The following is a 25790-nucleotide window of genomic DNA, read 5'->3' on the forward strand; positions in this document are numbered from 1 at the left end:
TGCGACAATATTGTGCTTTAGGCTCCCTGGCACCTACATTCAACCTGCAGCCCCGCGCTGCGACAGCATGACAGAACAATGAAAAAGACTAGTCTGGCAATCCTCGTGGGTGCGGCCCTGTGTATCGGTGGCGGCATCTGGTATTTCAATCATCAGCCGGGCAAAACGGCCGCTGGGCAGGATGGCAAAGGGGGCAAGGGCGGGCAGGCGCCGACGACGGTGAGCGTGGTCGCGCCGGTGCGCCAGGATGTGCCGATGCTGCTGCAAGCCAATGGCAGCGTGACGCCGATCAGCAGCGTCGACTTGCATCCGCAGACGACCAGCACGATTACCAAGGTGCACATCCGCGAAGGCCAGTTCGTCAAGCAGGGCGAGCTGATGTTTACGCTGGACGCGCGCAGCGAGCATGCGAACGTCGACAAGGCGCAGGCGCAGGTCTTGCGCGACCGCGCTTCGGTAGCCGATCTCGAACGCCAGCTCAAGCGCAACCAGGATTTGTTGAGCAAGAATTTCATCGCCCAGGGCGCCGTGGACACGCTGCAAAGCCAGCTCGACGCGGCACGCGCCTTGCTGGCCGCCGACCAGGCCGCCTTGCGCGCCGCCCAGGTCGACTCCAGCTACACCGTCCTGCGCGCGCCGCAGGCGGGCCGGGTGGGCGCTATCAATGTCTACGCGGGCAGCCTGGTGCAGCCGGCCACGTCGCTCACCAGCATCACCCAGCTCGACCCGATCGACGTGGTCTTCACCTTGCCGGAAAGCAGCCTGTCGGGCTTGCTGGCGGCGCAAAAGGCGGGCGAGGTACCCGTCACGGCCCTGTTGTCGGACGCGGGCGGCAAGCAGCTCGATGGCAAACTGAACTTTATCGACAATGCCGTCGACCCCGCCACGGGCGTCATCAAGGTCAAGGCGCGCTTCAACAATGGCGGCACCGACCTGTGGCCTGGCCAGTACGTGAATACGCAGCTGACCGTGCGCACGCTCAAGGATGCGCTGGTGATCCCGCAAAACGCCATCATCACGAGTACCGCCGGCACCTTCGTGTACTCGATGGAGGCGGACAACACGGCCAAGATGCGCAAGATTACCCGCGTGTATGCATTCGGACCGAGCGCCGTCGTCACCGGCCTGGCGGGCGATGAAAAAGTCATCGTCGACGGCAAGCAGAACTTGCGCCCGGGTAGCAAGGTGCGCCTGGCGGAAAAACACAAGGCTGCCGACGGCGCCGCCGCAGCGCAGGGCAAGCCAGCATGAACCTGTCCGAACTGAGCATCCGCCGCCCCGTCATGGTGGTGTTGCTGTCCCTCTCCATCATCCTGGCCGGCGTGCTGGCCTACCTGCAAATTCCCGTGGCGGCCTTGCCGAGCTACAACACGCCCGTCATCAACGTCAGCGCCGACCTGGCCGGCGCCAGCCCGGAAACCATGGCCTCGTCGGTGGCCTTGCCGCTGGAAAAGCAGTTTTCCACCATTTCAGGCCTGAGCCTGATCACGTCCACGAGTACCCTGGGCAATACGTCGCTGACCCTGGAGTTTGACGCCAGCATCAATGTCAACGAGGCGGCCGTCGACGTGCAGGCGGCCCTGCTGCGCGCGCAGCGCCAGTTGCCGACGGAAATGACGGACTTGCCGTCTTACCGCAAGGTCAATCCGGCCGATGCGCCGGTGCTGTTCATCCAGATGACGTCGCCCTCGCTGAACTTGTCGGACCTCAACGATTATGCGGAAAACCTGATCGCGCCCAGCCTGTCGACCCTGCCCGGCGTCGCCCAGGTCATCGTCAATGGCCAGAAACGCTTCGCCGTGCGCGTGCGCGCCCGTGCCGACCTGATGAATGCGCGCAACCTGACGATGGACGAGCTGGCTGTTGCCTTGCGCACCTCGAACACGAATTCCCCGCTGGGCATCCTTGACGGTCCGAGCCAGACCCTGACTATCCAGGGTAATCCGCAAATGATGAAAGCGGCTGATTTTGCCGAACTGATCATCGCCAGCCGCAACGGCCAGCCCGTGCGCCTGAAAGACGTGGCCGAGGTGGAAGACAGCTTTCAATCGATCAAGTCCGTCGGCAGTTTCAACGGCGAGCGCTCGATCAGCCTGATGGTGCAGCGCCAGCCGGACGCCAATACCGTGCAAGTGGTCGATGGCGTGCGCCGTCTGCTGCCGGGCTTCAAGGAGCAATTGCCGCAGTCGATACAAATCAGCCTGGTCAACGACCGTTCGCTGTCGATCCGCGAAGCCATCCACGACGTCAATCTGACCCTGGCGCTGACGGTGGTGCTGGTGGTGCTGGTGATCTTTTTGTTCCTGCACCGCGCGGCCGCGACCTTCATTCCGGCCGTCACCATGCCGATCTCGCTGCTCGGTGCGCTGGCCCTGCTGTACTGGCTCGGCTACAGCCTCGATAACGTGTCCCTGCTGGGCATTACCCTGGCCGTGGGTCTCGTCGTCGACGATGCCATCGTGGTGCTGGAAAACATCGTGCGCCATATCGAGATGGGCAAGAAACCGATACGCGCGGCCCTGGAAGGGGCGAAAGAGATGGGCTTTACCATCATCTCGATTTCCGTCTCGCTGGTGGCCGTGTTCATCCCCATTTTCTTCATGCCGGGCGTGATCGGTTTGCTGTTCCACGAGTTCGCCGTCGTCGTTTCGCTGGCCGTGCTGGTGTCCGCCGTCGTGTCGCTGACCCTGGTGCCGATGCTGGCCAGCCGCTTCCTGCCGGCCGACTCGCGCGAGCACAATGACAGCGACCCCAGTCATGGCGAGAAAACCTTTATCGGCCGCCATTTCGAAGCCGGTTTCACGAAATTGCGCAACGGCTATGTGCATCTGCTCGACAAGGCTCTGGCGCACCGCAATGTGGTGCTGTTCGTTGCCATGTGCACCTTTGCGCTGACGGTACTGCTGTACGCGACCATTCCCAAAGGTTTCTTCCCCGAAGAAGACTTGGGCCAGATCCAGGTGAATACGGAAGCGTCGGAAGATATTTCGTCCGCGGCATTGCAGGACTTGCAAGCCCGCGTGGCGGCCGTGCTCAAGGCGGACCCAAGCGTGCAGGACGTGACGTCGTTCGTCGGCGGCGGCAACACGGGCCGCATGTTCATGGTCTTGAAACCGCGCAGCGAGCGCCCGAAAATGCCCGTGGTGCTGGAAAACCTGCGCCGCGCGGCGGGCACCGTGCCCGGCATGGCCGTGTATTTCCGGCCCGTGCAAAACTTGCAGCTGGGCGGGCGCCAGAGCAAGAGCCGCTACCAGTACACCTTGCAAAGCGTCAGTCCCGACGCCCTGAATGACTGGGCGGAAAAGTTCATTGCAGGCATGCGCACCGATCCCGCCTTCCGCGACGTCACCAGCGATTCGCAGATCAAGGGCTTGCAGGCATCGCTCCGGATCGACCGCGACAAGGCCAACCTGCTGGGCGTGCAGATGTCCGATATCCGCACGGCACTGTACAGCGCCTTTGGCGAGCGGCAAGTGTCGACCATCTATTCGTCGGCGGCCAGCTATTACGTGATCCTGGAAGCGGCCACGGCGGACCGCCAGTATGACGATGCGCTCACGCGCGTGTCCGTGCGCAGCAAGTCGGGCGAACTGGTGAAATTGTCGAGCATTGCCTACGTGGAACGCACGATCGGCCCCACCTCCGTCAACCACCAGGGGCAGCTGCAAGCCGTCACCATCGCCTTCAACCTGGCGCCGGACGTGCCGCTGGGGATCGCCACGGGCAAGATCGACGCAATGGCCAAGGACATGAGCTTGCCGGCCTCCATCATCACGCGCTACGGCGGCGACGCGGCCGTGTTCCAGAGCTCGCAATCGAGTCAGATCATCCTCATCATTGCCGCGCTGGGCGTGATCTATGTGCTGCTCGGCGTGCTGTATGAAAGCTATATCCACCCGCTCACCATCCTGGCCGGCTTGCCGTCGGCGGCCGTGGGCGCGCTGTTGACCTTGCGCCTGTTTGGCATGGACCTGACCATGATCGCCATCATCGGCATTTTGATGCTGATCGGTATCGTCAAGAAAAACGCCATCATGATGATCGACTTCGCCCTGCATGCGCAGCGCAACGAGGGGCTGGCGCCGGCAGAGGCCATCCGCCAGGCCTGCATCCTGCGTTTTCGTCCCATCATGATGACGACGGCGGCGGCCCTGATGGGCGCCTTGCCGATCGCTCTGGGCCTGGGCGCCGGCGCCGAGCTGCGCCAGCCGCTGGGGCTGGCCGTGGTCGGCGGATTGCTGTTTTCACAAGTGATTACCCTGTTCATCACCCCCGTCATCTATTTATTCCTGGACAAGTACAGCGGCACGGGGCCGATGACGGACGAGCAACTGGTGGCGCTCGACAACAAGGCTTGAGCGCATGCGTGACTGATGACCCGTGACCGGCGTCCCATTTCTGCGTGAATGGGGCGCCGGTTTTGTATGGGCAGTGATACATACGGTAACAACCGTCAAGGGATGGCTCGGGTACTCTGGTCAGCGCTGCAAGGAATGTCGCTATCCTGTACGCTGCGGGTTGGAAAGGCCGAGGAAGTGTTCCCAAAAGCAAGGGACTCTGGCACTATGGCTGCCCTGTAATGTTATTTCTTCGCTACACAGAAAGCACGATTCATTTTGCATGACACGACCCATTTGTTGGCTGCCGATTCCGATGTTTGCCCCACCTGCGGGCAAGTGATCCAGCCACCTCCGGCCTACGGGTCCAAGACCAGCACCACGCGCAAGGTTGCGCTCGGCGTGTCCGTCTTGCTGCACGTGCTGCTGGCGGCCTATGTCCTGTTGCGCAGTGACAAGATCGAAAAGATTCCGCCGCCGAAGAAGGAAAGCGCGATGGTCTACATCGCGCCGCTGAAGGACAAGCCGCAACCGAAGCCGCAGCCGAAACCTACGCCCAAGCCGAAGGACACGAAAGTGGCCAAGGTGAAACCGCCGCCGGCGCCGAGCAAGCGCGTGGTCACAAAAGACGTGCCGCGCGATAAACCGAAACTGGAAACCTACACGCCGCCGCTGGTGTCGAAAGTGCCGTTGCCGCCGCCGCCCGCTGAAGACATGAGTTCGATGATCGAGCAGCGCCGCAAGCAGCGCGAGGCGCAGAACCCCGCGCCGCCGGCCGAGGAAAGCGAAAACGACCGCGCCATGCGCGTGGCCAAGGCGAATATCGCCGGCGCGCAGGGACGCAATTCCGGCAGCGACCGCGAGGATTCGGGCGGCGTGTTTTCCATCGTCAACCAGACCTCGTTCAGCGCCGAAGTCAAGTTCAAGGGCTGGAACGGCAACTTCAAGCGCAACTGGCTGAAGCAGGAAAAAGTGGAACTGGGCAATGAGCCTGATATCGAAACGGCCATCATCAAGAAGATGATCCAGCTGATCCGTGCCGAAAAGCCCGGCGATTTCGTCTGGGAATCGCGGCGCCTGGGGCGTAACGTCAACCTCAGCGCGCGTGTGGAAGATACGGCCGAGCTGAGCGCCTTCCTGCGCCAGGAATTCTTTTCCGAGAAGCGCCCGGGGCCGGGACGGCGCTAGGCGCCCGGCGCCCGCGCAAGAAAAAAGGCTGCACCGTGTGAACGGGCAGCCTTTTTTTACGCAGCGTTGATGTCGATCAAGCCGGCTTGTCCGACTCCGGCTCGACGTCGTCTTCCATGTCGATCAGGTCGACCATCTGGGCCGCGCCATCTTCGCTGATGCCGGCCAGTTCCATGATCTTGTCGTTGGCTTCGTCGATGCCGACTCTTTTCAGGGCCGAGAACAGTTGCACGGTGAACGGGAAGCCGACGCCGTCTTCATCCACGTAGCTGTCGAGCTTGGCTTTCGCCTGGCGCAAGGCATTGACCGATTCATTGCGGTTCAGTTTATCGACTTTCGTCAGGATGCAGTGAATCGGTTTGCCCGTCGGGGCGAACCATTCCAGCATCTGGATGTCCAGGTCGGTGAACGGGCGGCGCGAATCCATGATCAGGATCAAACCGGCCAATTGTTCGCGGCGCTGCACGTAGTCGCCCAGCAGGCGCTGCCAGTGCAATTTCGCCGAGCCCGATACTTCCGCGTAGCCGTAGCCCGGCAAGTCGACCAGCAGGCATTCGATCTCTTCGACGATGGTGGCATCCTTGCGGTGCTGCGCCACGTGGGCGCCGCCGATGGAGAAGTAGTTGATGTGCTGGGTACGGCCAGGTGTCTTGGAGGCGAACGCCAAGCCTTTCTGATTACACAAGATGTTGATGGCGGTCGATTTACCGGCATTGGAGCGGCCGGCAAAGGCGATTTCCGGCACCGTGGTATCGGGCAGGTCACGCAATTGGTTGACGGTCGTAAAGAAGCGGGCTTGCCAGAGTTTTGACATGGGAGTAGTAAAGCAACAAAAGGGAGCGATAAGGGAGCGATAACGCCAAGAAGCTATTGTACAATAAGGGGTTGTTTATTGTTGCCGGCGTAGCAGCGATGCGGCTTGCGGCCCTGAAAATAAAGCAAAAATCCACAGGGCGCGGCAATGTCCACCACTAATTTCTCACTGTCTCAGGGTGCCTGAATGAATCGTGCGTTTTCACCGTTGTTCAAATCCATGCTGCTCGCTTTGCTGGCTGTATCGGCAACTGCCTCCGCGGTCGAAGCACCAAAACCGGCCGTCAAGGCCGACGCTGCCAAGGGCGCTACCCTGTACGCCGATGGCGATGCGGCGCGCGGCCTGCCCGCCTGCGTGTCCTGTCATGGCGCGGCCGGCAATTCGACCATCACGGTCAATCCGAAGCTGGCCGGCCAGCACGAAAGCTATATCTACAAGCAACTGGTCGACTTCACCACGCCGGAACGCAACCAGCCCGTCATGACGACGTACGCGAAGATGCTCAGCGACGCCGACAAGAAGAATATCGCCGCCTACCTGGGCGCGCAGCTGTCCAAGCCGGGTGCCGCGAAAAACAAGGATACGATTGATTTGGGCAAGAAAATCTACCGTGGTGGCATTGCCTCCAAGCAAGTTGCCGCCTGCGCCAGCTGTCATGGTGCGACGGGCAATGGCATTCCCGTCCAGTATCCGCGCATCGCCGGCCAGCACCAGGATTACACGGTGGCCCAGCTGACGATGTTCCGCAGCACCAAGGCCGATGCCCGCAAGAACAGCGCGCAAATGCACACCATCGCCGCCCGCATGTCGGATGACGAAATCGCCGCCGTGGCCGACTATATCGCCGGCCTGAAGTAAGTTTTCATAGTGGCAAGAGATTGCCAGGCGCAGCAGCGCGCGTGAACAAGGGCGGCCGTTTCCACAGGCTGCCCTTTTTCATGGCAGGGGCCAAACAGGAGTATGCTGCCGCCTTGCGCGGAGAAACACTCTGCTCCATGCCTACATTTCCTTGAAGATTGCATATCCCGTATGAGTATCCACGTATGAGCACTGGCACGACCGGAATCGAGTTAAAGACCCAACGCCGCAGCCTGGCTGAATTCGTCGAGCTGGTCTCGTCGATGCGCTTTGCCATCAGTTTGCTGACCCTGATCGCCGTCGCCTCCATCATCGGCACCGTGCTCAAGCAAAACGAGCCCATGCCCAATTATGTCAACCAGTTCGGTCCGTTCTGGTTTGCCGTCTTCGACAAGCTGAGCCTGTATTCCGTGTATTCGGCCTGGTGGTTCCTCGTCATCATGGGTTTTCTGGTCGCCTCGACCTCGCTGTGCATCGTGCGCAATGCGCCGAAGATGCTCAAGGACATGCGCAGCTGGCGCGAAAACGTGCGCGAGCAATCGCTGCGCAATTTCCACCACAAGCTGGAATGGCAGGCGCCGCTGCCGCGCGCCGTGCTGGCGCAGCAGATGGTGATGCGCCTGAAAGACGCCGGCTACGGGGCCAAGGTGGTCGAGAAGGACAACGCCACCCTGGTGGCGGCCAAGCGGGGCGCCGCGAATAAATGGGGCTATATCTTTGCCCATGGCGCCATCGTCATCATTTGCGTGGGCGGCTTGCTCGATTCGGAAATGCCGATCCGCGTACAGCAATGGTTCTTTGGCAAGACGCCGTTTTCCGGCAGCGGCGTGATCGCCGATATTCCCGCCCAGCACCGCTTGAGCCTGTCGAACCCTACTTTCCGCGGCAATACCATGATTCCGGAAGGCTCGTCGAGCAACACGGCCATCATTCCCCAGGCCGATGGCGTGCTGATCCAGGATCTGCCCATCACCATCCTGTTGAAGAAATTCCACATCGACTTCTACAGCACGGGCATGCCCAAGCTGTTCGCCAGCGATGTCGTCATCACCGACCATGCAACGGGAGAAAGTTTTCCTGCAACCATCAAGGTCAACCAGCCGCTGCTGTACAAAGGCCTGGCCCTGTACCAGTCCAGCTTTGAGGATGGCGGCAGCAAGCTCAAGTTGACGGGTTTTCCCATGACGGGCAAGACGACGAAACGCTTCGATATCGGCGGCGAAGTGGGCGGCAGCACGCCGCTCGAGCGCAGCGACGGCAATTCCTACACGGTGGAATGGTCGGGTTTCCGTCCGTTTAACGTGGAAAACCTCAGCGCGGGCCAGGACGTGCGCGCCGTCAACAAGGCGGAAAGTTTCAATGATAAATTTGCCGTCGGCCTCGATAAGCGCCTCGGGTCGGCCGCGAAGAACGCCAACAACAAGGATCTCAAGAACGTGGGGCCGTCGGTGCAATACAAATTGCGCGACAAGACGGGACAGGCGCGCGAGTACCAGAACTATATGCAGCCGGTCACGGTCGATGGCACGACGGTGTTTCTGGCCGGCATGCGCGTCAACCCCAGCGACCCGTTCAGCTATCTGCGCATTCCCGCCGACGACAATGTCAGCGTGAATGAGTGGATGCGTTTGCGTGCCGCGCTGCAAGATCCAGCGCTGCGTCAGCAGGCCGCCGCCCGCTATGCGGCGCGCGCCATGCCGCAGGCGAACGCGGAAGCCTTGCGCGGCCAGTTGCAGGAATCGGCGGCGAAAAGCCTGGGCATCTTTGCCGGCAACGGGCAAGAGGGCGGTTTCCTCGCCATTTCTCGTTTCCTGGAGAAAATTCCTGCCGCCGAGCAAGAAAAAGCGGCCGATATCTTCATGAAAATCCTCAATGGCAGCCTGTGGGACTTGTGGCAGGCGGCACGCGCCCAGGATGGCTTGAAAGCCGTCGAGGCCGATGACAAGCACGGCCGCTTCCTGCAGCTGGCCACGAATGCGCTGTCCGACAGCTTCTTCTATGGCGCGCCCGTGTACCTGCAGCTTGACGACTTTACGGAAATCAAGGCGTCCGTGCTGCAGGTGACGCGTTCGCCGGGCAAGAGCGTGGTCTACCTCGGTTGCCTGTTCCTCGTGATCGGCGTATTTTCCATGTTTTATATCCGCGAGCGCCGCCTGTGGGTGTGGATCAAGGATGGCGAGGGCGGCAGCGAGGCCCTGATGGCCATGAGCACGCAACGCAAGACGCTGGATTTTGAAAAAGAATTTGAGAACTTGAAGGCAAAGCTGCCGCAATCGGCGTAAGCTGCGCTGAGTTGGATTGGCTGAGTTTCGGGACGCTTGCGCGTCGCCGGGAATGGAGAAAATGATGGAATTGGCAAACAAGCAAATATATACGCAGGAACCAGGATTTTTCAAGCGCCTGAGCCTGATCGATTGGCTGTACGGCGCCGGCTTGCTGGCCGCCTCCCTGTTCGGCCTGATGCGCTTTGGCGCCTTCATGGATATCTATGAAAAGGCCATCCTGCTGGCCGCGGCGCCCACGTTCGCGTGGCTGGGCTGGCACTGGAAGCCCGTACGCTGGCTGATCCCGCTGGCGGCCGTGCTGTCGCTGTCCGCCATCGAACTGTATAGCGGCCACCTGGAGATGGCCAACCAGAAATTCTTCCTGAAATACATCTTGTCGAGCCAGTCCGCCATCTTGTGGATGGGCACCCTGTTTGTGCTGTCGACTCTGTTCTACTGGATCGGCCTGGTGGCGCGTTCGGAATTCGGCTCGTCCGTCGGCTCCCTGCTGTGCTGGGCCGGCGTGGTGCTGGGCCTGACGGGCATGCTGGTGCGCTGGTACGAGTCTTACCTGATCGGCGCCGACGTGGGCCACATTCCCGTGTCGAACCTGTATGAAGTGTTCATCCTGTTTTCCCTGATCACGGCCATGTTCTACCTGTATTACGAGCAGCATTATGCGACGCGCCAGCTGGGCGCCTTCGTCATGCTCGTCATTTCGGCGGCCGTCGTGTTCCTCATGTGGTACACGGTCACGCGCGACGCGGCGGAAATCCAGCCACTGGTGCCGGCCCTGCAAAGCTGGTGGATGAAGATCCACGTGCCGGCCAACTTCATCGGCTACGGCACGTTTGCCCTGTCGGCCATGGTGGCGGCGGCCTACCTGCTCAAGTCGAGCGGCTACCTGGTCGACCGCCTGCCGTCGCTGGAAGTGCTCGACGACGTCATGTACAAGGCCATTTCCGTCGGTTTCGCTTTCTTCACGGTAGCGACCATCCTGGGCGCCCTGTGGGCGGCCGAAGCGTGGGGCGGCTACTGGTCGTGGGACCCGAAGGAAACATGGGCGCTGATCGTCTGGCTCAACTATGCAGCCTGGCTGCACATGCGATTGATGACGGGCTTGCGCGGCCGCGTCGCCTCGTGGTGGGCGCTGGTGGGCTTGCTGGTGACGACGTTTGCCTTCCTGGGCGTCAACATGTTCCTTTCTGGATTACATTCTTACGGCAAGCTTTAATGACAGAAGCGTCATGAACGGCCCGGAAAAACTGGTGTAAGGTATATCCAATCACCTTTTTCCGGAGCCGCCATGTTGATCAAGCGCAGTCCCAACGGCATTGAGTTGCCGTACTCTTCCGAAATCACGCCGCGCGCCGTGTTTGAATCGCGCCGCAGCTTCATCAAGCAAGTGGCGCTGGGCTCGATGTCCAGCGCGGCCTTGCTGGAAATGGCCAGCCGCGAAGCGTTCGCGCAAGGCACGAATCCCAAGCTGGCAGCCAAGCTCAATCCCGCCTATTCGGCGCTGGACAAGCAGACGGCCTATAAAGACGCCACCAGCTACAACAATTTCTACGAATTCGGCACGGACAAGAGCGACCCTGCGCAAAACGCGGGCACCCTGCGCACGCGGCCGTGGACGGTCAGCATCGAAGGCGAAGTGAAAAAGCCGATGACGCTGGACCTCGATGCGCTGCTCAAGCTGGCGCCGCTGGAAGAGCGCGTCTACCGGCTGCGCTGCGTGGAGGGCTGGTCGATGGTGATCCCGTGGGTCGGTTATTCCTTTTCGGAAATCATCAAGAAGGTCGAGCCGACGGGCAATGCCAAGTACGTGGAATTCATCACCCTGGCCGACAAGAAGCAGATGCCGGGCGTGGGCAGCCGCGTGCTGCAGTGGCCCTATACGGAAGGCTTGCGCATCGACGAAGCGAACCATCCGCTGGCGCTGCTGACCCTGGGCATGTACGGCGAAACCTTGCCGAACCAGAACGGCGCGCCCGTGCGCATGGTCTTGCCGTGGAAATATGGCTTTAAATCGGCCAAATCCATCGTCAAGATCCGTTTCGTCAAGGAACAGCCGCGCACGTCCTGGAACCTGTCGGCGCCGTCCGAATACGGTTTTTATTCGAACGTGAACCCGAACGTCGATCATCCGCGCTGGTCGCAGGCGTCCGAACGGCGCATCGGCGAAGACGGTTTTCTTGCGCGAAAGCGCAAGACCCTGATGTTCAACGGCTACAACGATGTTGCTTCCTTGTACGCGGGCATGGATCTGAAGAAGTTCTTTTAAGGAAAGACCATGGCCCTCAATCCCTCGACCAGGCAGTTGTCGCTGCTGAAAAGCCTGATCTTTTTGCTGGCGCTGCTGCCGTTCGCACGCATGGTCTGGCTGACGTACACGGGGCAACTGGTGGAGCCGCTGGAATTCATCACGCGCGGCACGGGCGACTGGACCCTGTATTTCCTGTGCATCAGCCTGGCGGTGACGCCCTTGCGGCGCCTCACCCAATGGAATTGGCTGATCAAGCTGCGGCGCATGCTGGGCCTGTTTGCGTTTTTTTACGCGGCGCTGCATTTCACCACGTTTTTATGGTTCGATCACTTTTTCGATCTGCAGGAAATGTGGAAGGATGTGCTCAAGCGGCCGTTCATCACGGTGGGCTTCATTGCCTTTGTGTTGCTGATTCCGCTGGCCGTGACGAGCACGAACGGCATGGTCAAGCGCCTGGGCGGCAAGCGCTGGCAGTGGCTGCACCGGTTGATCTATGTGATCGCGCCGCTCGGCATCCTGCACTTCTGGTGGATGAAGGCGGGCAAGCACAATTTCGCGCAACCGATCCTGTTCGGCAGTATCGTCGCGCTACTGCTGTTAATTCGCGTGGTTTTCGCCTGGAGCAAGCGCGTCAAGAACGCCAGGGCGGCGCATGCCGCCGCCCCGGTGCGCTCCGTTTAGGTCGCCGGCACGATGACGGGCGGCGGCGGCACGGGGGCCGGTTCGACGGGGCCTTTGGCCGGTGCGCCCTTGGCCGCTGGCGGCTTGGGCAGATACAGGGGACCGGGCTGGCCGCAGCCGGCCAGGACGCTGGAAACCACAATGGCGATGCCGATATAAAACGCTGAGGATGACTTCACGATTAGAATCACGGTTTGATTAAGATCTTTGGAGTGTAGCATGAGCGAATCGGAATTCCTGGCCCTGGCCGAAGCCACCCTGACCCAGATCGAGGCGGCACTGGACCGGCTGAACGATGAAGACGTGCTCGACGTCGAATGCAGCCGCAGCGGCAATGTGCTGGAAATCGAATTCATCGACAACGGCACGAAAATCATCGTCAACAGCCAGGCTCCCATGCGCGAAATGTGGGTGGCCGCCCGTTCCGGCGGTTTTCATTACAAGCGCGTGGGCGACGAGTGGATCAACACGCGCGACGGCTCGGAACTGTTTACGGCCTTGTCCGGCATGGCCAGCGAGCAGGCGGGCGCACCGGTGGTATTGAAGTAATTGTTTTAGCCGCGCGCAATAAAAAGGGCAGCCTGCATGGGCTGCCCTTTTTGCTTGCGTAATCCGACAACATTTGGCGCCGGCGTGGTGTCGGGTGACGGCCTGCGGCCTAACCCGACCTACTCCATGCGCTGCCGTCAGAACAACTCGTTCTTCACGGCTTCTTTCGCCTTTTCTTCTTCCGGCGTACCGCGCGCCGCGCCTTCCAGGCTGCCGACGCCCGTGCCCGGCGGATTTTCCGCATAGTAGTACTCATCGCCCACGCGGATCAGGCCTTCCGGCACGGCGCGCTCCTCGACGGGAATGCTTTTCAGGGCTTTCGCCATGTAGCTGATCCAGATCGGCAAGGCCAGGCCGCCGCCCGTTTCCCGGTTGCCCAGGTTGCGCGGCTGGTCGTAGCCGATCCAGGCGATGCCCACCAGCTTGGCCTGGTAACCGGCGAACCACGCATCGATGGAATCGTTGGTCGTGCCCGTCTTGCCGGCCAGGTCAGGGCGCTTCAGGGCCATGGCCTTGTTTGCCGTGCCGAAGCGTACGACGTCGTTGAGCATGCTATTCATCATGAAGGCATTGCGCTCGTCGATAACGCGGTTGGCTTCCTCGCCCGCCAGGTCCGGCTTGGCTTGCGACAGGACATTGCCGTCGCTGTCGGTCACCTTGGCGATCAGGTACGGGTTGATCTTGTAGCCGCCGTTGGCGAACACGGCGTAGGCGCCGGCCATCTGCAGGGGCGTCACGTTGCCGGCGCCCAGTGCCAGGGTCAGGTACGGCGGGTTCTTGTCCGCGTCAAAGCCGAAGCGCGTCGCGTATTCCTGGCCATACTTGGCGCCGATCTTGTGCAGGATGCGGATGGAAATCATGTTCTTCGATTTCATCAAGCCCTTGCGCATGGTCATCGGGCCATCGTATTTGCTGTCGTAGTTCTTCGGTTCCCACGCCTGGCCGCCCGTCTGGCCCGCGTCGAACGAGATGGGCGCATCGTTGATGATGGTGGCCGGCGACAGGCCCCGTTCCAGCGAAGCGGAATAGATGAAGGGCTTGAAGGCCGAACCGGGCTGGCGCCACGCCTGCGTGACGTGGTTGAACTTGTTGCGGTTGTAATCGAAGCCGCCCACCATGGCGCGGATGGCGCCGTCCGTGGTGCTGGCCGAGATGAACGCCGATTGCACTTCCGGCATCTGCGTCAAGACCCAGGCGTTGTTTTCCTGCATGACACGGATCACGGCGCCACGCTTGATGCGGCGGTTCGGCGCCGCTTTTTCCGACAGCCAGGCCGCGCCGAAGGTCAGGCCGGGGCCGGTAATGGTGATTTCCTCGCCGGCCGAGGTGACAGCCTGCAACGATTTGGGCGAAGCTTGCAGCACCATGGCGGCGATGATATCGTCGCTGTCCGGGTGGTCGGCCAGCTCCGTCTCGATCGCGTCATCGGCTTCGGCCTTGGTCTTCGGAATCTCGATATACGCTTCCGGGCCGCGGTAGCCGTGGCGTTTTTCGTAATCCATGACGCCCTTGCGCAAGGCGATGTAGGCGGCGTCCTGGTCGGCCTTGGTGATGGTGGTGTAGACGTTCAGGCCGCGCGTATAGGTGTCTTCCTTGAATTGCTCGTAGACCAGCTGGCGCGCCATTTCCGACACATATTCCGCGTGCACGCCGAAGGCGCTGCTGTCGGTTTTCACTTTCAGCTCTTCATTTTTCGCTTCTTCGTACTGCGCCGGCGTGATGTAGCCCAGCTGCGCCATGCGCTGCAGAATGTATTGCTGGCGCATGCGCGCGCGTTTCGGATTGACGACGGGATTGTAGGCGGACGGCGCTTTCGGCAAGCCGGCCAGCATGGCCGCTTCGGCCACGGTGAGGTCCTGGATATTCTTGCCGAAATAGATTTGCGCGGCCGAGGCGAAGCCGTAGGCGCGCTGTCCCAGATAAATCTGGTTCATATACACTTCGAGGATCTGGTCCTTGCTGAGGTTTTTCTCGATCTTCCATGCCAGCAAGACTTCATACGCCTTGCGTTTCAAGGTCTGTTCGCTGGACAGGAAGAAATTGCGCGCCACCTGCTGCGTGATGGTCGAGGCGCCTTGCTTGGCGCCGCCCGTCAGGTTGTGCAGGGCAGCGCGCGTGATGCCCAGGTAATCGACGCCGCCATGCTCATAGAAGCGGTCATCTTCGATGGCCAGCACGGCTTTCTTCATGACATCGGGAATATCCTTGATGTGTACCATGTTGCGCCGTTCCTCGCCGAACTCGCCGATCAGCACACTGTCGGACGTGAACACGCGCAGCGGCATCTTGGGCTTGTAATCGGTCAAGGTATCGAGCGCCGGCAGGTTCGGATAGGCCATGGCCAGACCGAAGACCACCAGCAACACGCCGACGATGCCCAGGCCCAGCAGCGATGCCAGGGCCATCAGCAGGAAACGTTTGGGTTTGCTGCCCTTGGTGGGCGGCTTCGAGCCAGCGGGGCCAGCGGATTTTGAAGATGTCATGCGTCGTATGTCTTTCGGTTAATTATGCCGGCCAATTATAAGCGAGCTTGCCGGGGTGGCAGCGCGCCGTGGCGCTTGCCGGGGGAGTGTTGAAACTTGCCGATACTCTATATAAGCGTGTATTGGCCCGCTGGCAACCAGGATTTGGTAACAATTATCCTGCGCCAGATCACGGCCCCGCCAGATAGGCGCCGCGCGCCGCAGACACCAGCGTGAAATCCGTTTACAAGCCAGCGCTGCCGGGACTAGGCTTGCGGATGGCAGGACTTCCTTCCACGCTGACGTTTCTCTATGAAAAACATGTCCATCAGCAGTCTTCTTGGCACCGGCTTGCTGGGCCTCGACATCGCGGACGACGCCGTGCGCGTGGTCGAGTTGATACGCCGGCGGGGAACACTGGCGTGCCGGCATTGCGGCAGCGCCGCGCTGGCGGCAGGAGTAATGCGTGAGGGCATGATCGAAGATCTGCAGGGCCTGGCTGCCGCCGTGCGCCTGGCATGCCGCGACAGTGGCAGCGGCTGCACGCGCGTGGCGCTGGCCATGCCGGCCACGGCCCTGATCACGCATGCGATCCGCCTGCCTGCCGGATTGCCGGAGGAACAACTGGAAATCCTCGTGGAACTGGAAGCGGGACAATACATGCCGTTTGCGCTGGAAGACGCCAACCTGGATTTTTTCATTCTCGGCCCTGCGCCGCCGCTTGCCGGCCAGACCGGCAGCGAGATCGACGTGTTGCTGGTGGCGGCGCGGCGCGCCAGCGTGCAGCGCCGTCTCGATGCGGCCAAGGCGGCCGGCTTGACGCCCGTCATTATGGATAGCGAGGCGCTTGCCTTGCAGGCGGCGCTCGCGCAGGGCGGCTGGCAAGCCTTGCCCGGCGGCGGCCTGAACTATCAACTGGCCTGGGGCCTGGCCATGCACCGGTACGCCCGATGAAGGCCGTGGCGGAAGTGCCATGCATCAATCTTTTGCCGTATCGCCAGGCGGCACGCCGCAGGCGTATTCAGCGGCTGCTGTGGCAATTGGCCGGCGGGGCGCTGTTGGGATTGCTGACGGCCTTGGCGGCGGGCGCCTGGCTGCAGCACCAGCTCGACGTGCAGTTGCACCGCCAGGAGGGCTGGCGCCATGCCATGCAGCAAGTCAATACGGTCCTTGTCACAGGCAAGCGCGTGCAGGGCGAGACGGCGGCCCTGCTGCTGCGCCAGCAAGCCATTGCTAGTCTGCAAGCGCAGCGCAATGCCTGGGTACGCATGCTGGCGGCCCTGGCCCAGGCGATGCCGTCTGGCGTCGCCCTGCACAGTGTGCGCCAGGAAACGGCGATGGTGCGCCTGCAAGGGCAGGCCGTTTCGCAGGAAAAGGTCGCGGCACTATTATTGGCGCTGGAGCAGGCCGCGCCCTGGTCCCGGCCGGAAGTGATGGAAGTGCGCGGCGCGGCCGATGGCGCCGTGGAATGGACGATACGGCTGGCTTTGGCACCCGCTGGACAATCTTGGAGCCTATCCCAGTAGGGAGCGTCTTTTGCAGGCAGCACATCAGGAGCGCGGACAAGGCGCGAGGAGGACGCGTGGCGAGCCACGCGACGACTCCCCGCTTCTGAGGGGCGCTTGCAAGAGATGTATTCATCTACTGGGATAGGCTCTTAGTCGTGGAGGTTGATCATGCTGAGCTTGAAGACCGCGTCACTGTGGCCGCTGCCGGCGCGCCTTGCTTGCGCTGCGCTGGCCGGCATGCTGGTGGCTGCCCTGCTGCATGCCACATGGCTCGATGGACTGATGGCTGCAGTGCGATTGGCGCACAGTGAGGAAGCCCGCTTGCGCGCCGATTATCTGGCGGCGCAGGCCAGGGCAAAGCAGTTGCCGCAGTGGCGTGCAGAGCAGCGTCAGGCCGGCGCCGAGTTGGCCCTGCTGGAACAGCAACTGCCTGACCAGCAGGCGATGGCGGCGCTGTTGACGGACATTAATGCCGCCGGCCGGTCGCGCGGGCTGCAATTTTCACTGTTCAAGCCGGGCGCGGCGCGGCCGCAAGCGCCGTATGTCGCCTTGCCGATCACGATACAGTTGCGTGGCGGCTACCACGCCATGGGCGCGCTGCTGGCAGACCTGGCGCGCCTGCCGCGCATCGTCACGGTGCATGCGCTGGCCTTGACCCTTGGCAAGGATCGCTTGTTGACCCTGGATGCCGTGTTGCAGGCGTATCGTTTGCCCGAAGCGGGGGAGCTGGCGGCGCAAGCGGCATTACCTTCACAGGGCAGTGCGCCGGCATGGCGCCCGCTTGCCGCTGTCGCGCCGCATCCCTACGAGGCGGCGGCCCTGGCCGATCCATTTAATGCCTTGCCGCCCGCGCCCGGACAGCGTGGGGGCGTGGCGGGGCCGGACCCGCGCCGCGTGCGCGAGCCGCTGGAAAGCGTGGCCTTGCCTGCCATCACCATGGTCGGCAGCGTGCAACAGGACGGGCGCCTGAACGCGCTGCTGCTGGCGGGCCAGCGCGTGTATCGTGTGGCCGTGGGCCAGTATCTGGGGCAAGACCACGGTGTGGTGACGGGCATCAGTGAACAGGCCGTGCAGTACCGTGAATTGCTGCGCGAGGCGGATGGCCCCTGGCGCGAGCGGCGCGGCAGCCTGGCCTTGCAGGTGGCAGGGGCGAAGGCCAGCCTGCCCGAGGCGGCGCCATGAGGCCGCTCCGCATGCTCGTGGCCGCCATGCTGTGTCTGCATGCCGGTGTCCTTGCCCAGGAGGCGGTGGTGCAGGTGACGGCGCCGCGTCTGTATGCGGGCGATAAAATCTCCGTCGATTTCCAGAACGTGGGCGTGCGCGCGGCCTTGCACATCCTGGCCGATGCGTCCGGGCAAAACATCATCGCCAGCGACAGCGTGGCGGGCAATGTAACCCTGCGCCTGCGCGACTTGCCGTGGGACCAGGCGCTCGACGTGCTGCTGCAGGCCAAGGGCCTGGACATGCGGCGCAATGGCAACGTGCTGTGGATCGCCCCGCGTGAGGAAATCCTCGCGCGCGAAAAACTGGAGCTCGAAACGCGCGCGCAGATCGCGGAACTTGAACCCTTGCAATCAAACATCTTCCAGCTCAATTACCAGAAGGCTGAAGCGTTCCGCGCCGTGTTCGGCCTGGACGCGGGGGAAGGGCGCAGCCGGCTGCTGTCGCGCCGTGGCACCGTGCTGATCGAGCCGCGCACGAATCAGCTGTTCGTCACCGACGTGCCGGCGCGCCTGGAGCAGATCCGTCAGCTGATCGCCAAGACGGATATTCCAACCCGACAAGTCATGATCGAGGCGCGCATCGTCGAGGCGAACGACAGTTTCAGCCGCAACCTGGGCGCGCGCCTCGGTTTTACGGACCAGCGGCTGGCGGCGGGCCAGGTGCCCGGTTTTTCGCTGGGCGGCAGCGGACGCCGCGCGGCCATCGGCGGCACGTATCAGGGCGTGGGCGAGGCGACGGGGCAAACGGTGGCGGGCAGCGGCGCCTTCGTGCCGAACACGCAATTCGTCAACTTGCCGGCCGCCAGCATCAATGGCTTGCAGCCGGCCAGCTTCGCCCTGAGCCTGTTTTCGGCGGCCGCCAACCGCTTTCTGAACCTGGAGTTGTCCGCGCTGGAAGCGGACGGCAGGGGCAAGATCATTTCCAGCCCCCGCGTGGTGACGGCCGACAAGGTGCTGGCGCTGATCGAGCAGGGCATCGAACTGCCGTACCAGGTGGCCACCAGCAGCGGCGCCACGTCGATCACGTTTCGCAAGGCGAACCTGCGTCTGGAAGTGACGCCGCAAATCACGCCCGACGGCAACGTGGTGCTGGAAGTGGACGTCAACAAGGACAGTGTGGGCCAGGAAACCCGCTCCGGTTTCGCCATCGACACCAAGCACGTGCGCACGCAAGTGATGGTGGAAGATGGCGGAACCGTGGTGCTGGGCGGTATTTATCAGCAATCGGAGCGGGGTACGGACAGCAAGGTGCCGCTGCTGGGCGACATCCCCGTGTTTGGTGTTTTTTTCCGCAGCACGGGCCGCAGTCAAGAAAAAACGGAACTGATGGTGTTTATTACGCCGAAAATAGTGGCAGATCGGCCAGCAACACGTTAATGTCACATCTTTACGTTTAAGTAACAATGCAAACGAAAGCGGACTGATGGCGACTATGCGGAATTTTTCTTTTGGCAATACTTCTTGGAGTAGGGTATCGAATTGGCTGGTCATGCTGGCGCTGGGCTCCTTGCTGGCCGCCTGCGGCGGCGGCGGCGGTGATCCGACCCTCGATGGCGGCAGCAGCGGCGGCACGACGGGCGGCGTGGCCGCGACGGTCATGGTGAGCCTGTTGAACGCCGCTGGCCAGCCTAGCAATGCATTGAGCAGCACGACGCCGCTGACGGCCAAGGCGCTCGTCAACGATAAAAATGGCGTTCCTATCAGCAATGCCGTGGTCACGTTTTCGGCCGACCCCGCGCTGGTAACGTTGTCATCGACCAACGGCACGGCGCTGACCGACGCCAAGGGCTATGCCAGTATCACCGTCTCGGCCTTGAATGCGACGGTCACCGGTGCCGGCAAGCTGACGGCCACTGTCGCGGCAGGCACCGCTATGGTCACCGGCGACGCCAGTTATGAAATCAAAACGGCCCAGGCATCGGGCGCCAAAATGACACTGGCGCTGCTCAATGGCGGCAGCGCCAGTAACGCGCTGTCGAGCGCCATGCCGCTGACGGCCAAGGCGTTGGTGACCGATTTGAACGGAAAACCGATCAGCGACGTGTTGGTGGCATTCTCGACTGACAATACCATGGCAGTGATGTCGCCATCGGTAGGGACGGCACTGACCGATGCGACAGGTACGGCCAGCGTAACGCTGCGTCCTTTCAGTCTGTCGGCCAGCGGCGCCGCCACGTTGCGGGCGACCACGACGGCCAATGGTGCCGTTGCCAGCAGCCAGATCAATTATGTGCTGGGAGCCACCGACCTGAGTGCGGAGAACATGCGGTTTTCGCCCGCCAGCATCCCGGCCTATGGCACCACCAACGTCACGGTTGATGTCATGGCTGGCACCAGCCTGTACACAGGATCAGGCCAGACGGTAAATTTCAGTTCGACTTGCGTGCAGGCCGGCAAGGCTAGCGTGACCAGCGGCGTGCCGGTAGTCAATGGCAAGGCCACAGCTGTTTTCCGCGACCTGGGTTGCAATGACTACGATATGGTCAATGCCACAGTGGCGGGCAGCGCTTCCATGTATCACGCGACGCTGCCGATCGGCCGCGTCGCGCCGGCATCGGTACAATTTTCCAGCGTCAGTCCGGTAGGAAAATCGATCGTGATTCAAGGGCAGGGCGGCATAGCGCGCACGGAAATGGCTACGCTCACTTTCCGCGTATTCGATACTTTCAACAAACCTCTGGTCGGCCAGGAAGTGACGTTTTCGTTGTTGAACGGCCCTGGCATGACGCTCAATAAAGTGAAAGACACCACGGATGCCAATGGTGACGTCATCACCACCGTGAATTCCGGCAACACCCCGACCACCTTCCGTGTTAAGGCCAGCCTGGCCTCTGGCATTTCCACCTTGTCCGATTCCATCCTAGTAACGACGGGTTTGCCTGTGCAAACGGCGTTTTCGCTCAGCTCCGTCAAGTCTAGCGTGGAAGGCTGGTCGTATGACAGCCCCTTAGGCACCCCTGCCACGACCGTGACTATCTTGCTGGCAGACCAAGCGGGCAACCCTGTTCCTGACGGCACGCCGGTGGTATTTCAGAGCAATTTGGGCGCCATCGGCTCGTCCAGCATGGGCGGCTGCACTACCATGAATGGTGGCTGCTCGGTCGACTTCCGCAGCCAGAACCCGCGTGTGGCGACCAATCCACCTGTCACGCCCTGCAATGATGTCAGCAATGGCGGCACGGCCGACAGCCTGTGGCCCGGTCTTGCTACCGTCTGCGCCAGCACTTCGGACGGCAACAAGACGTTGTTCGCGAAGATCGCCATCTTCCTGAGCGGCAGCCGTCCCGAGAATGTCATGCTGTTCGATCAGTCGGCCCAGGTAAGCCTGGATCGCAGCACCTATGATCTTGGAAGCGTTTCAGCCGCTGCAGTGCGTCAATTCAGCTTGAGATTCAGCGATTTGCATCAAAACCCCATGCCCTCTGGGACCACGGTCGCGATTACGAATATGATCAATGGCGTTGGATCCATTACTCCGGACAGCATACAAAATATCTATCCGCACAACACGCTTGGCGTGGATGACCGTACCGGAGGCAACATTCAAGGTAACCAGGGAGGCCGGCATGCCGTTACAATTAACAGTCTGACGCCGACAAATTGTGTAGCGAATGTGGTCAGCACGTTTAATGTAACAGTGACGACGCCGCTGGGTAACGCCACCAGTTACCCGTTTAGACTGACATTCTCCTGTCCTTGACGTAAGGGGAAACGGGCGCCGTAGAGGCGGCGCCTGCTTATTTTCTGATTGATATAAAAAGTGTCCGAAATTTCCAACAGTAATATCTTTCTTGTCGGCCTCATGGGCGCAGGCAAAACCACGATCGGGCGCATCCTGGCCCGCAAGCTGGGCTTGCGCTTTGTCGATTCCGACCACGAAATCGAGGCACGCACGGGGGCGACCATCCCGTGGATCTTTGAAATCGAGGGAGAAGCGAGCTTTCGCCGGCGCGAGGCCGAGGTCATCCGCGACCTGAGCGCCCAGGAAGGGATCGTCATGGCCACAGGCGGCGGGGCGATCCTCAACGCCGACAGCCGCGCCTACCTGAAGGAACGGGGCACGGTCGTCTACCTGCGCGCCAGCGTCAGCAACATCCTCGCGCGCACCAGCCACGACAAGAACCGCCCCCTGCTGCAGACGGCCGACCCGCGCCGCAAGCTGGAAGAATTGACGGCGCAACGCGAACCCCATTACATGGAAGTGGCCGACATTGTGATCGACACAGGCCGTCCTAACGTACAATCGATGGTTCAGACCATCCTGATGCAGCTGGCCAGTCTCGAATGCGAGGCCTCGCCCAACTGCGTCATTCATGCAGAGCCTTCGATGAACGAGCAATCCAAAATGTTGTTGAGCGTAGACCTCGACGAACGCAGTTATCCGATCGCCATCGGTCCCGGCCTGCTGGCCGACGCCGATGCGCTGCTGCGCCATATCAGCGGCCACAAGGTGGCCATCGTCACCAATACCACCGTCGCGCCGCTGTACCTGGGCCGCCTGCAGGCGGCGCTGGCCAGCGATGGCCGCGAAGTGATCTGCATCGTCCTGCCGGACGGCGAAGAATATAAAAACTGGGCCAGCCTGATGCAGATCTTCGACGCGCTGCTGGCCAATAAATGCGACCGCAAGACCACGCTGGTGGCGCTGGGCGGCGGCGTGATCGGCGACCTGACCGGCTACGCGGCGGCCAGCTACATGCGCGGCATCGGCTTCGTGCAGGTGCCGACCACCCTGCTGGCGCAGGTCGATTCTTCCGTCGGCGGCAAGACGGGCATCAACCACCCGCTGGGCAAGAACATGATCGGCGCCTTCTACCAGCCGCGCGCCGTGATCGCCGACACATCGACCCTGGAAACCCTGCCGGCGCGCGAGCTGTCGGCCGGCCTGGCCGAAGTGATCAAGCATGGCGCCATCATCGATGCCGCGTTTTTCGACTGGATCGAAGCGAACATGGACAAGCTGATGGCGCGCGACAAGGGTGCGCTCGCCTATGCGATCGCCCGCTCGTGCGAAATCAAGGCCGACGTCGTGCGTCAGGACGAGCGCGAAGGCGGCTTGCGCGCCATCCTGAACTTCGGACACACCTTCGGCCACGCCATCGAGGCGGGCCTGGGCTACGGCCACTGGCTGCACGGCGAAGCCGTCGGCTGCGGCATGGTGATGGCGGCCGACCTGTCGTGCCGCATGGGCTATATCGACCAGGCGGCCGTCGAGCGCGTGCGCAAACTCGTCGCCGCCGCCGGCCTGCCCGTCAAGGCGCCGGACCTCGGTGTCGAGCGCTGGCTGGAACTGATGGAAGTGGACAAGAAGAACGAGGGCGGCGCCATCAAGTTCATCCTGTTGAAACCCTTGGGCAGCCCGTGCATCACGTCCGCGCCGCACGAACTGGTGCTGGCCACCCTGGCCGCCGGAGTGCAATAGCCATGACGCCGGAAGACGCCCTCGCCCAAGGATGGCTAGCCCCCTATGCCGCCCATTCGGCACAGGGGCAGGGACGTCGCTTTGCCGAGGCGGCGCACGCCTCGCGCAGCCAGTTCCAGCGCGACCGCGACCGCATCATCCATTCCTCGGCTTTCCGCCGCCTCGAATACAAGACCCAGGTTTTCCTCAATCACGAGGGAGACCTGTTCCGCACGCGCCTCACGCACAGCCTGGAAGTGGCACAGGTGGGCCGCTCCATCGCGCGCAACCTGCGCCTGAACGAAGACCTGGTCGAAGCCATCGCGCTCGCGCATGACCTAGGCCACACGCCGTTCGGCCACGTGGGCCAGGACGTGCTCAACGAGTGCATGCAGGCGCACGGCGGCTTCGAGCACAACCTGCAAAGCCTGCGCGTGGTCGATACCCTGGAAGAGCACTACGGCGCCTTCGATGGCTTGAACCTGATGTTCGAGACGCGCGAAGGCATATTAAAACACTGCTCGCTCGCGCATGCGCGCGAACTGGGTCCCGTGGCGCAGCGCTTCATCGACCGCACGCAACCGACACTGGAAGCGCAGCTGACCAACCTGGCCGATGAAATCGCCTACAACAGCCACGATATCGACGATGGCCTGCGTTCGGGCCTGATCACCATCGCCCAGCTGGAAGAGGTGGAATTCTTCGGCCGCCTGTGGCGCGACGTGCAGCAGGCGTTTCCCGGCCTGTCGGGCCGGCGCGCCATCTACGAAACCCTGCGCCGCCTGATCACGGCCCTGGCCGACGATCTGATCGTCACGTCGAATGCCCTGATCCTCGACGCCGCGCCGCGCGACGTCAGCGAAGTGCGCGCCAGTCCGCCGCTGATCCGTTTTTCGGACGCCATGCGCAAGGATGCGACGGAGCTGAAGCGCTTCCTGCGCGCGAACCTGTACCGCCACTACCAGGTCAACCGCATGCGCGTCAAAGCGAGCCGCATCGTGCGTGAACTGTACGACAGCTTCATGGCCGAACCGGCCCTGCTGCCGCCCGATTATCAGGTCAACGGCGATGATGTGACTAAGCAGGCGCGCAAGATCGCCGACTATATCGCCGGCATGACGGACCGCTACGCGATCCGCGAGCACCGCCGGCTGTATTCGCTCGACGAGCTGTAACGGTCACTGCGTGGACTGCTTCCCCGCCTGGATGTCGGGTTACGCCGTGCCGGCTAGCCCGACCTGCCTATGCAAGCGGTCATGGGGAATCTGACGTAGGTCGGATTAGCGCAGCGTAATCCGACATGTCTGCGCGATACCACGACACTTCATGCCAACAATGTTGTCGGATTACGCGCTGGCGCGCCTCGGCGGCCCCGCTAATCTGACCTACTCCGCATTGTCGATCCTGTCAATTGGCATGATCATCTAGGTCCCCGCACGATCACCCCAATATCCGTACGGCAACTTCTTTTCTATCATGGCAGCAAGTCAACAAGGGCTTGCCGCCCATCGTCAAGGAGAGTGTCATGATCGAATCGCGCCGCAGTTTCTTGCGCGCCTTGCCAGCCGTTACCATCGGTGCGGCCATCGCGCCGCTGCCAGGCAAGGCCGCCATCAGGAGCGAAGGCGGACAGCGCTGGGCGATGGTGGTCGACGTGCAGAAGTGCATCGGCTGCCAGGCGTGCACGGTCTCCTGCATCATGGAAAACGCCGTGCCGGAAAACAGCTTTCGCACCGTCGTCTCGACCTATGAAGTCAAGGAAGAGAACCGCTGCGGCACTTACATGCTGCCGCGCCTGTGCAATCACTGCGCCAATCCTCCCTGCATCCCCGTCTGTCCCGTGGGCGCCACCTTCCAGCGCAAGGATGGCGTCGTCGTCGTCGATGGCGACCGTTGCGTGGGCTGCGCCTACTGCGTGCAGGCCTGCCCCTACGATGCGCGCTTCATCAACCACGAGACGGGCAAGGCCGACAAGTGCACGTTCTGCGCGCACAGGGTCGATGAAGGCCTGCTGCCGGCCTGCGTGGAAACCTGCGTGGGCGGCGCGCGCATCTTCGGCGACCTCAATGATCCGGACAGCATGGTGCATCAGCTGCTCAGCGAGAACAAGGTGAAGGTGCTCAAGCCTGAACAGGGTACCCAGCCCCACGTGTTTTACCTGGGACTGGACACGCGCTTCGCCGGCCACGTCGAGGGCGAAGCGACACTTTGGCAACCGAGCAAACACGGGAAATAAACC

The 25790-nt window shown here is 62.0% G+C and carries 19 protein-coding genes and 1 pseudogene; 17 read left to right on the forward strand and 3 right to left on the reverse strand.

Annotated elements, in window-relative coordinates:
* The first annotated feature begins 78 nt into the window (after window positions 1-78).
* The 3 genes from D9M09_RS00265 (at window position 79) to D9M09_RS00275 (ending at window position 5525) form a co-directional block, all read left to right on the forward strand.
* Window positions 79-1251 (forward strand): efflux RND transporter periplasmic adaptor subunit, encoded by a 1173-nt coding sequence (locus tag D9M09_RS00265; RefSeq protein ID WP_070221701.1) that lies wholly within the window; start codon window positions 79-81, stop codon window positions 1249-1251.
* Complete coding sequence (locus tag D9M09_RS00270) at window positions 1248-4358, forward strand: efflux RND transporter permease subunit (RefSeq protein ID WP_070221700.1); 3111 nt, start codon at window positions 1248-1250, stop codon at window positions 4356-4358. The genes D9M09_RS00265 and D9M09_RS00270 overlap by 4 nt, the downstream gene beginning before the upstream one ends.
* A 318-nt stretch (window positions 4359-4676) precedes the next feature.
* Complete coding sequence (locus D9M09_RS00275; protein WP_083287317.1) at window positions 4677-5525, forward strand: hypothetical protein; 849 nt, start codon at window positions 4677-4679, stop codon at window positions 5523-5525.
* Window positions 5526-5601: 76 nt separating this feature from the next.
* Here the strand turns inward: D9M09_RS00275 and yihA are convergent, their stop codons facing one another.
* On the reverse strand, window positions 5602-6339 hold the full coding sequence (yihA, locus tag D9M09_RS00280) for a ribosome biogenesis GTP-binding protein YihA/YsxC (protein ID WP_070221698.1): 738 nt from the start codon (window positions 6337-6339) through the stop codon (window positions 5602-5604).
* 186 nt (window positions 6340-6525) lie between these two features.
* On the opposite strand from yihA, the gene D9M09_RS00285 reads away from it, so the two are divergent.
* From D9M09_RS00285 to D9M09_RS00305, 5 genes are all read left to right on the forward strand, one after another.
* Window positions 6526-7197, forward strand: coding sequence for a c-type cytochrome (locus D9M09_RS00285; protein WP_070221697.1), 672 nt, complete (start codon window positions 6526-6528; stop codon window positions 7195-7197).
* A gap of 185 nt (window positions 7198-7382) precedes the next feature.
* Window positions 7383-9479, forward strand: coding sequence for a cytochrome c biogenesis protein ResB (locus D9M09_RS00290; protein WP_121668327.1), 2097 nt, complete (start codon window positions 7383-7385; stop codon window positions 9477-9479).
* 64 nt (window positions 9480-9543) lie between these two features.
* Complete coding sequence (ccsB, locus tag D9M09_RS00295; RefSeq protein ID WP_121668328.1) at window positions 9544-10695, forward strand: c-type cytochrome biogenesis protein CcsB; 1152 nt, start codon at window positions 9544-9546, stop codon at window positions 10693-10695.
* A 72-nt stretch (window positions 10696-10767) separates the two neighbouring features.
* Window positions 10768-11745 (forward strand): protein-methionine-sulfoxide reductase catalytic subunit MsrP, encoded by a 978-nt coding sequence (msrP, locus tag D9M09_RS00300; protein WP_070221694.1) that lies wholly within the window; start codon window positions 10768-10770, stop codon window positions 11743-11745.
* A gap of 9 nt (window positions 11746-11754) precedes the next feature.
* On the forward strand, window positions 11755-12408 hold the full coding sequence (locus D9M09_RS00305) for a sulfite oxidase heme-binding subunit YedZ (protein ID WP_121668329.1): 654 nt from the start codon (window positions 11755-11757) through the stop codon (window positions 12406-12408).
* Here D9M09_RS00305 and lptM read toward each other — a convergent pair.
* Entirely contained in the window at window positions 12405-12587 is a 183-nt protein-coding gene (gene lptM / locus D9M09_RS00310) for an LPS translocon maturation chaperone LptM (RefSeq protein ID WP_070221692.1), read from the reverse strand. The genes D9M09_RS00305 and lptM overlap by 4 nt on opposite strands.
* 40 nt (window positions 12588-12627) lie before the next feature.
* Between lptM and cyaY the strand changes: the two genes are divergently transcribed.
* Window positions 12628-12957 carry an iron donor protein CyaY gene (gene cyaY / locus D9M09_RS00315; RefSeq protein WP_070312499.1) on the forward strand — a complete coding sequence of 110 codons (330 nt, stop codon included), beginning with the start codon at window positions 12628-12630 and terminating at the stop codon, window positions 12955-12957.
* A gap of 137 nt (window positions 12958-13094) precedes the next feature.
* On the opposite strand, the gene D9M09_RS00320 is transcribed toward cyaY, so the two are convergent.
* Window positions 13095-15440: a penicillin-binding protein 1A gene (locus tag D9M09_RS00320; RefSeq protein ID WP_070221690.1), complete on the reverse strand. Its 2346-nt coding sequence runs from the start codon at window positions 15438-15440 to the stop codon at window positions 13095-13097.
* A 300-nt stretch (window positions 15441-15740) separates the two neighbouring features.
* Here D9M09_RS00320 and pilM point away from each other — a divergent pair, with 300 nt between their 5' ends.
* The 8 genes and pseudogenes from pilM (at window position 15741) to dsrO (ending at window position 25787) form a co-directional block, all read left to right on the forward strand.
* Window positions 15741-16373, forward strand: a complete 633-nt coding sequence (gene pilM / locus D9M09_RS00325; protein ID WP_162995526.1) for a pilus assembly protein PilM — start codon at window positions 15741-15743, stop codon at window positions 16371-16373.
* A 5-nt stretch (window positions 16374-16378) separates the two neighbouring features.
* On the forward strand, window positions 16379-16945 hold the full coding sequence (locus tag D9M09_RS00330; protein WP_162995527.1) for a PilN domain-containing protein: 567 nt from the start codon (window positions 16379-16381) through the stop codon (window positions 16943-16945).
* Window positions 16946-17095: 150 nt separating this feature from the next.
* On the forward strand, window positions 17096-18109 hold the full coding sequence (locus D9M09_RS00335) for a pilus assembly protein PilP (protein ID WP_070312501.1): 1014 nt from the start codon (window positions 17096-17098) through the stop codon (window positions 18107-18109).
* Between the two features lie 92 nt (window positions 18110-18201).
* Window positions 18202-19527 (forward strand): annotated as a pseudogene (locus tag D9M09_RS00340) (type IV pilus secretin PilQ); the annotation flags it as partial.
* Between the two features lie 112 nt (window positions 19528-19639).
* Window positions 19640-21850, forward strand: coding sequence for an Ig-like domain-containing protein (locus D9M09_RS00345; protein ID WP_162995528.1), 2211 nt, complete (start codon window positions 19640-19642; stop codon window positions 21848-21850).
* 102 nt (window positions 21851-21952) lie between these two features.
* Window positions 21953-23572: a bifunctional shikimate kinase/3-dehydroquinate synthase AroKB gene (aroKB, locus tag D9M09_RS00350; protein ID WP_070312503.1), complete on the forward strand. Its 1620-nt coding sequence runs from the start codon at window positions 21953-21955 to the stop codon at window positions 23570-23572.
* Window positions 23573-23574: 2 nt separating this feature from the next.
* Window positions 23575-24726, forward strand: coding sequence for a deoxyguanosinetriphosphate triphosphohydrolase (locus tag D9M09_RS00355; RefSeq protein WP_070312504.1), 1152 nt, complete (start codon window positions 23575-23577; stop codon window positions 24724-24726).
* 350 nt (window positions 24727-25076) lie between these two features.
* Complete coding sequence (dsrO, locus tag D9M09_RS00360) at window positions 25077-25787, forward strand: sulfate reduction electron transfer complex DsrMKJOP subunit DsrO (protein ID WP_121668332.1); 711 nt, start codon at window positions 25077-25079, stop codon at window positions 25785-25787.
* Window positions 25788-25790 lie beyond the last annotated feature (3 nt).

Origin of the sequence: Janthinobacterium agaricidamnosum (assembly GCF_003667705.1) — a bacterium.
GTDB lineage: Bacteria > Pseudomonadota > Gammaproteobacteria > Burkholderiales > Burkholderiaceae_D > Janthinobacterium.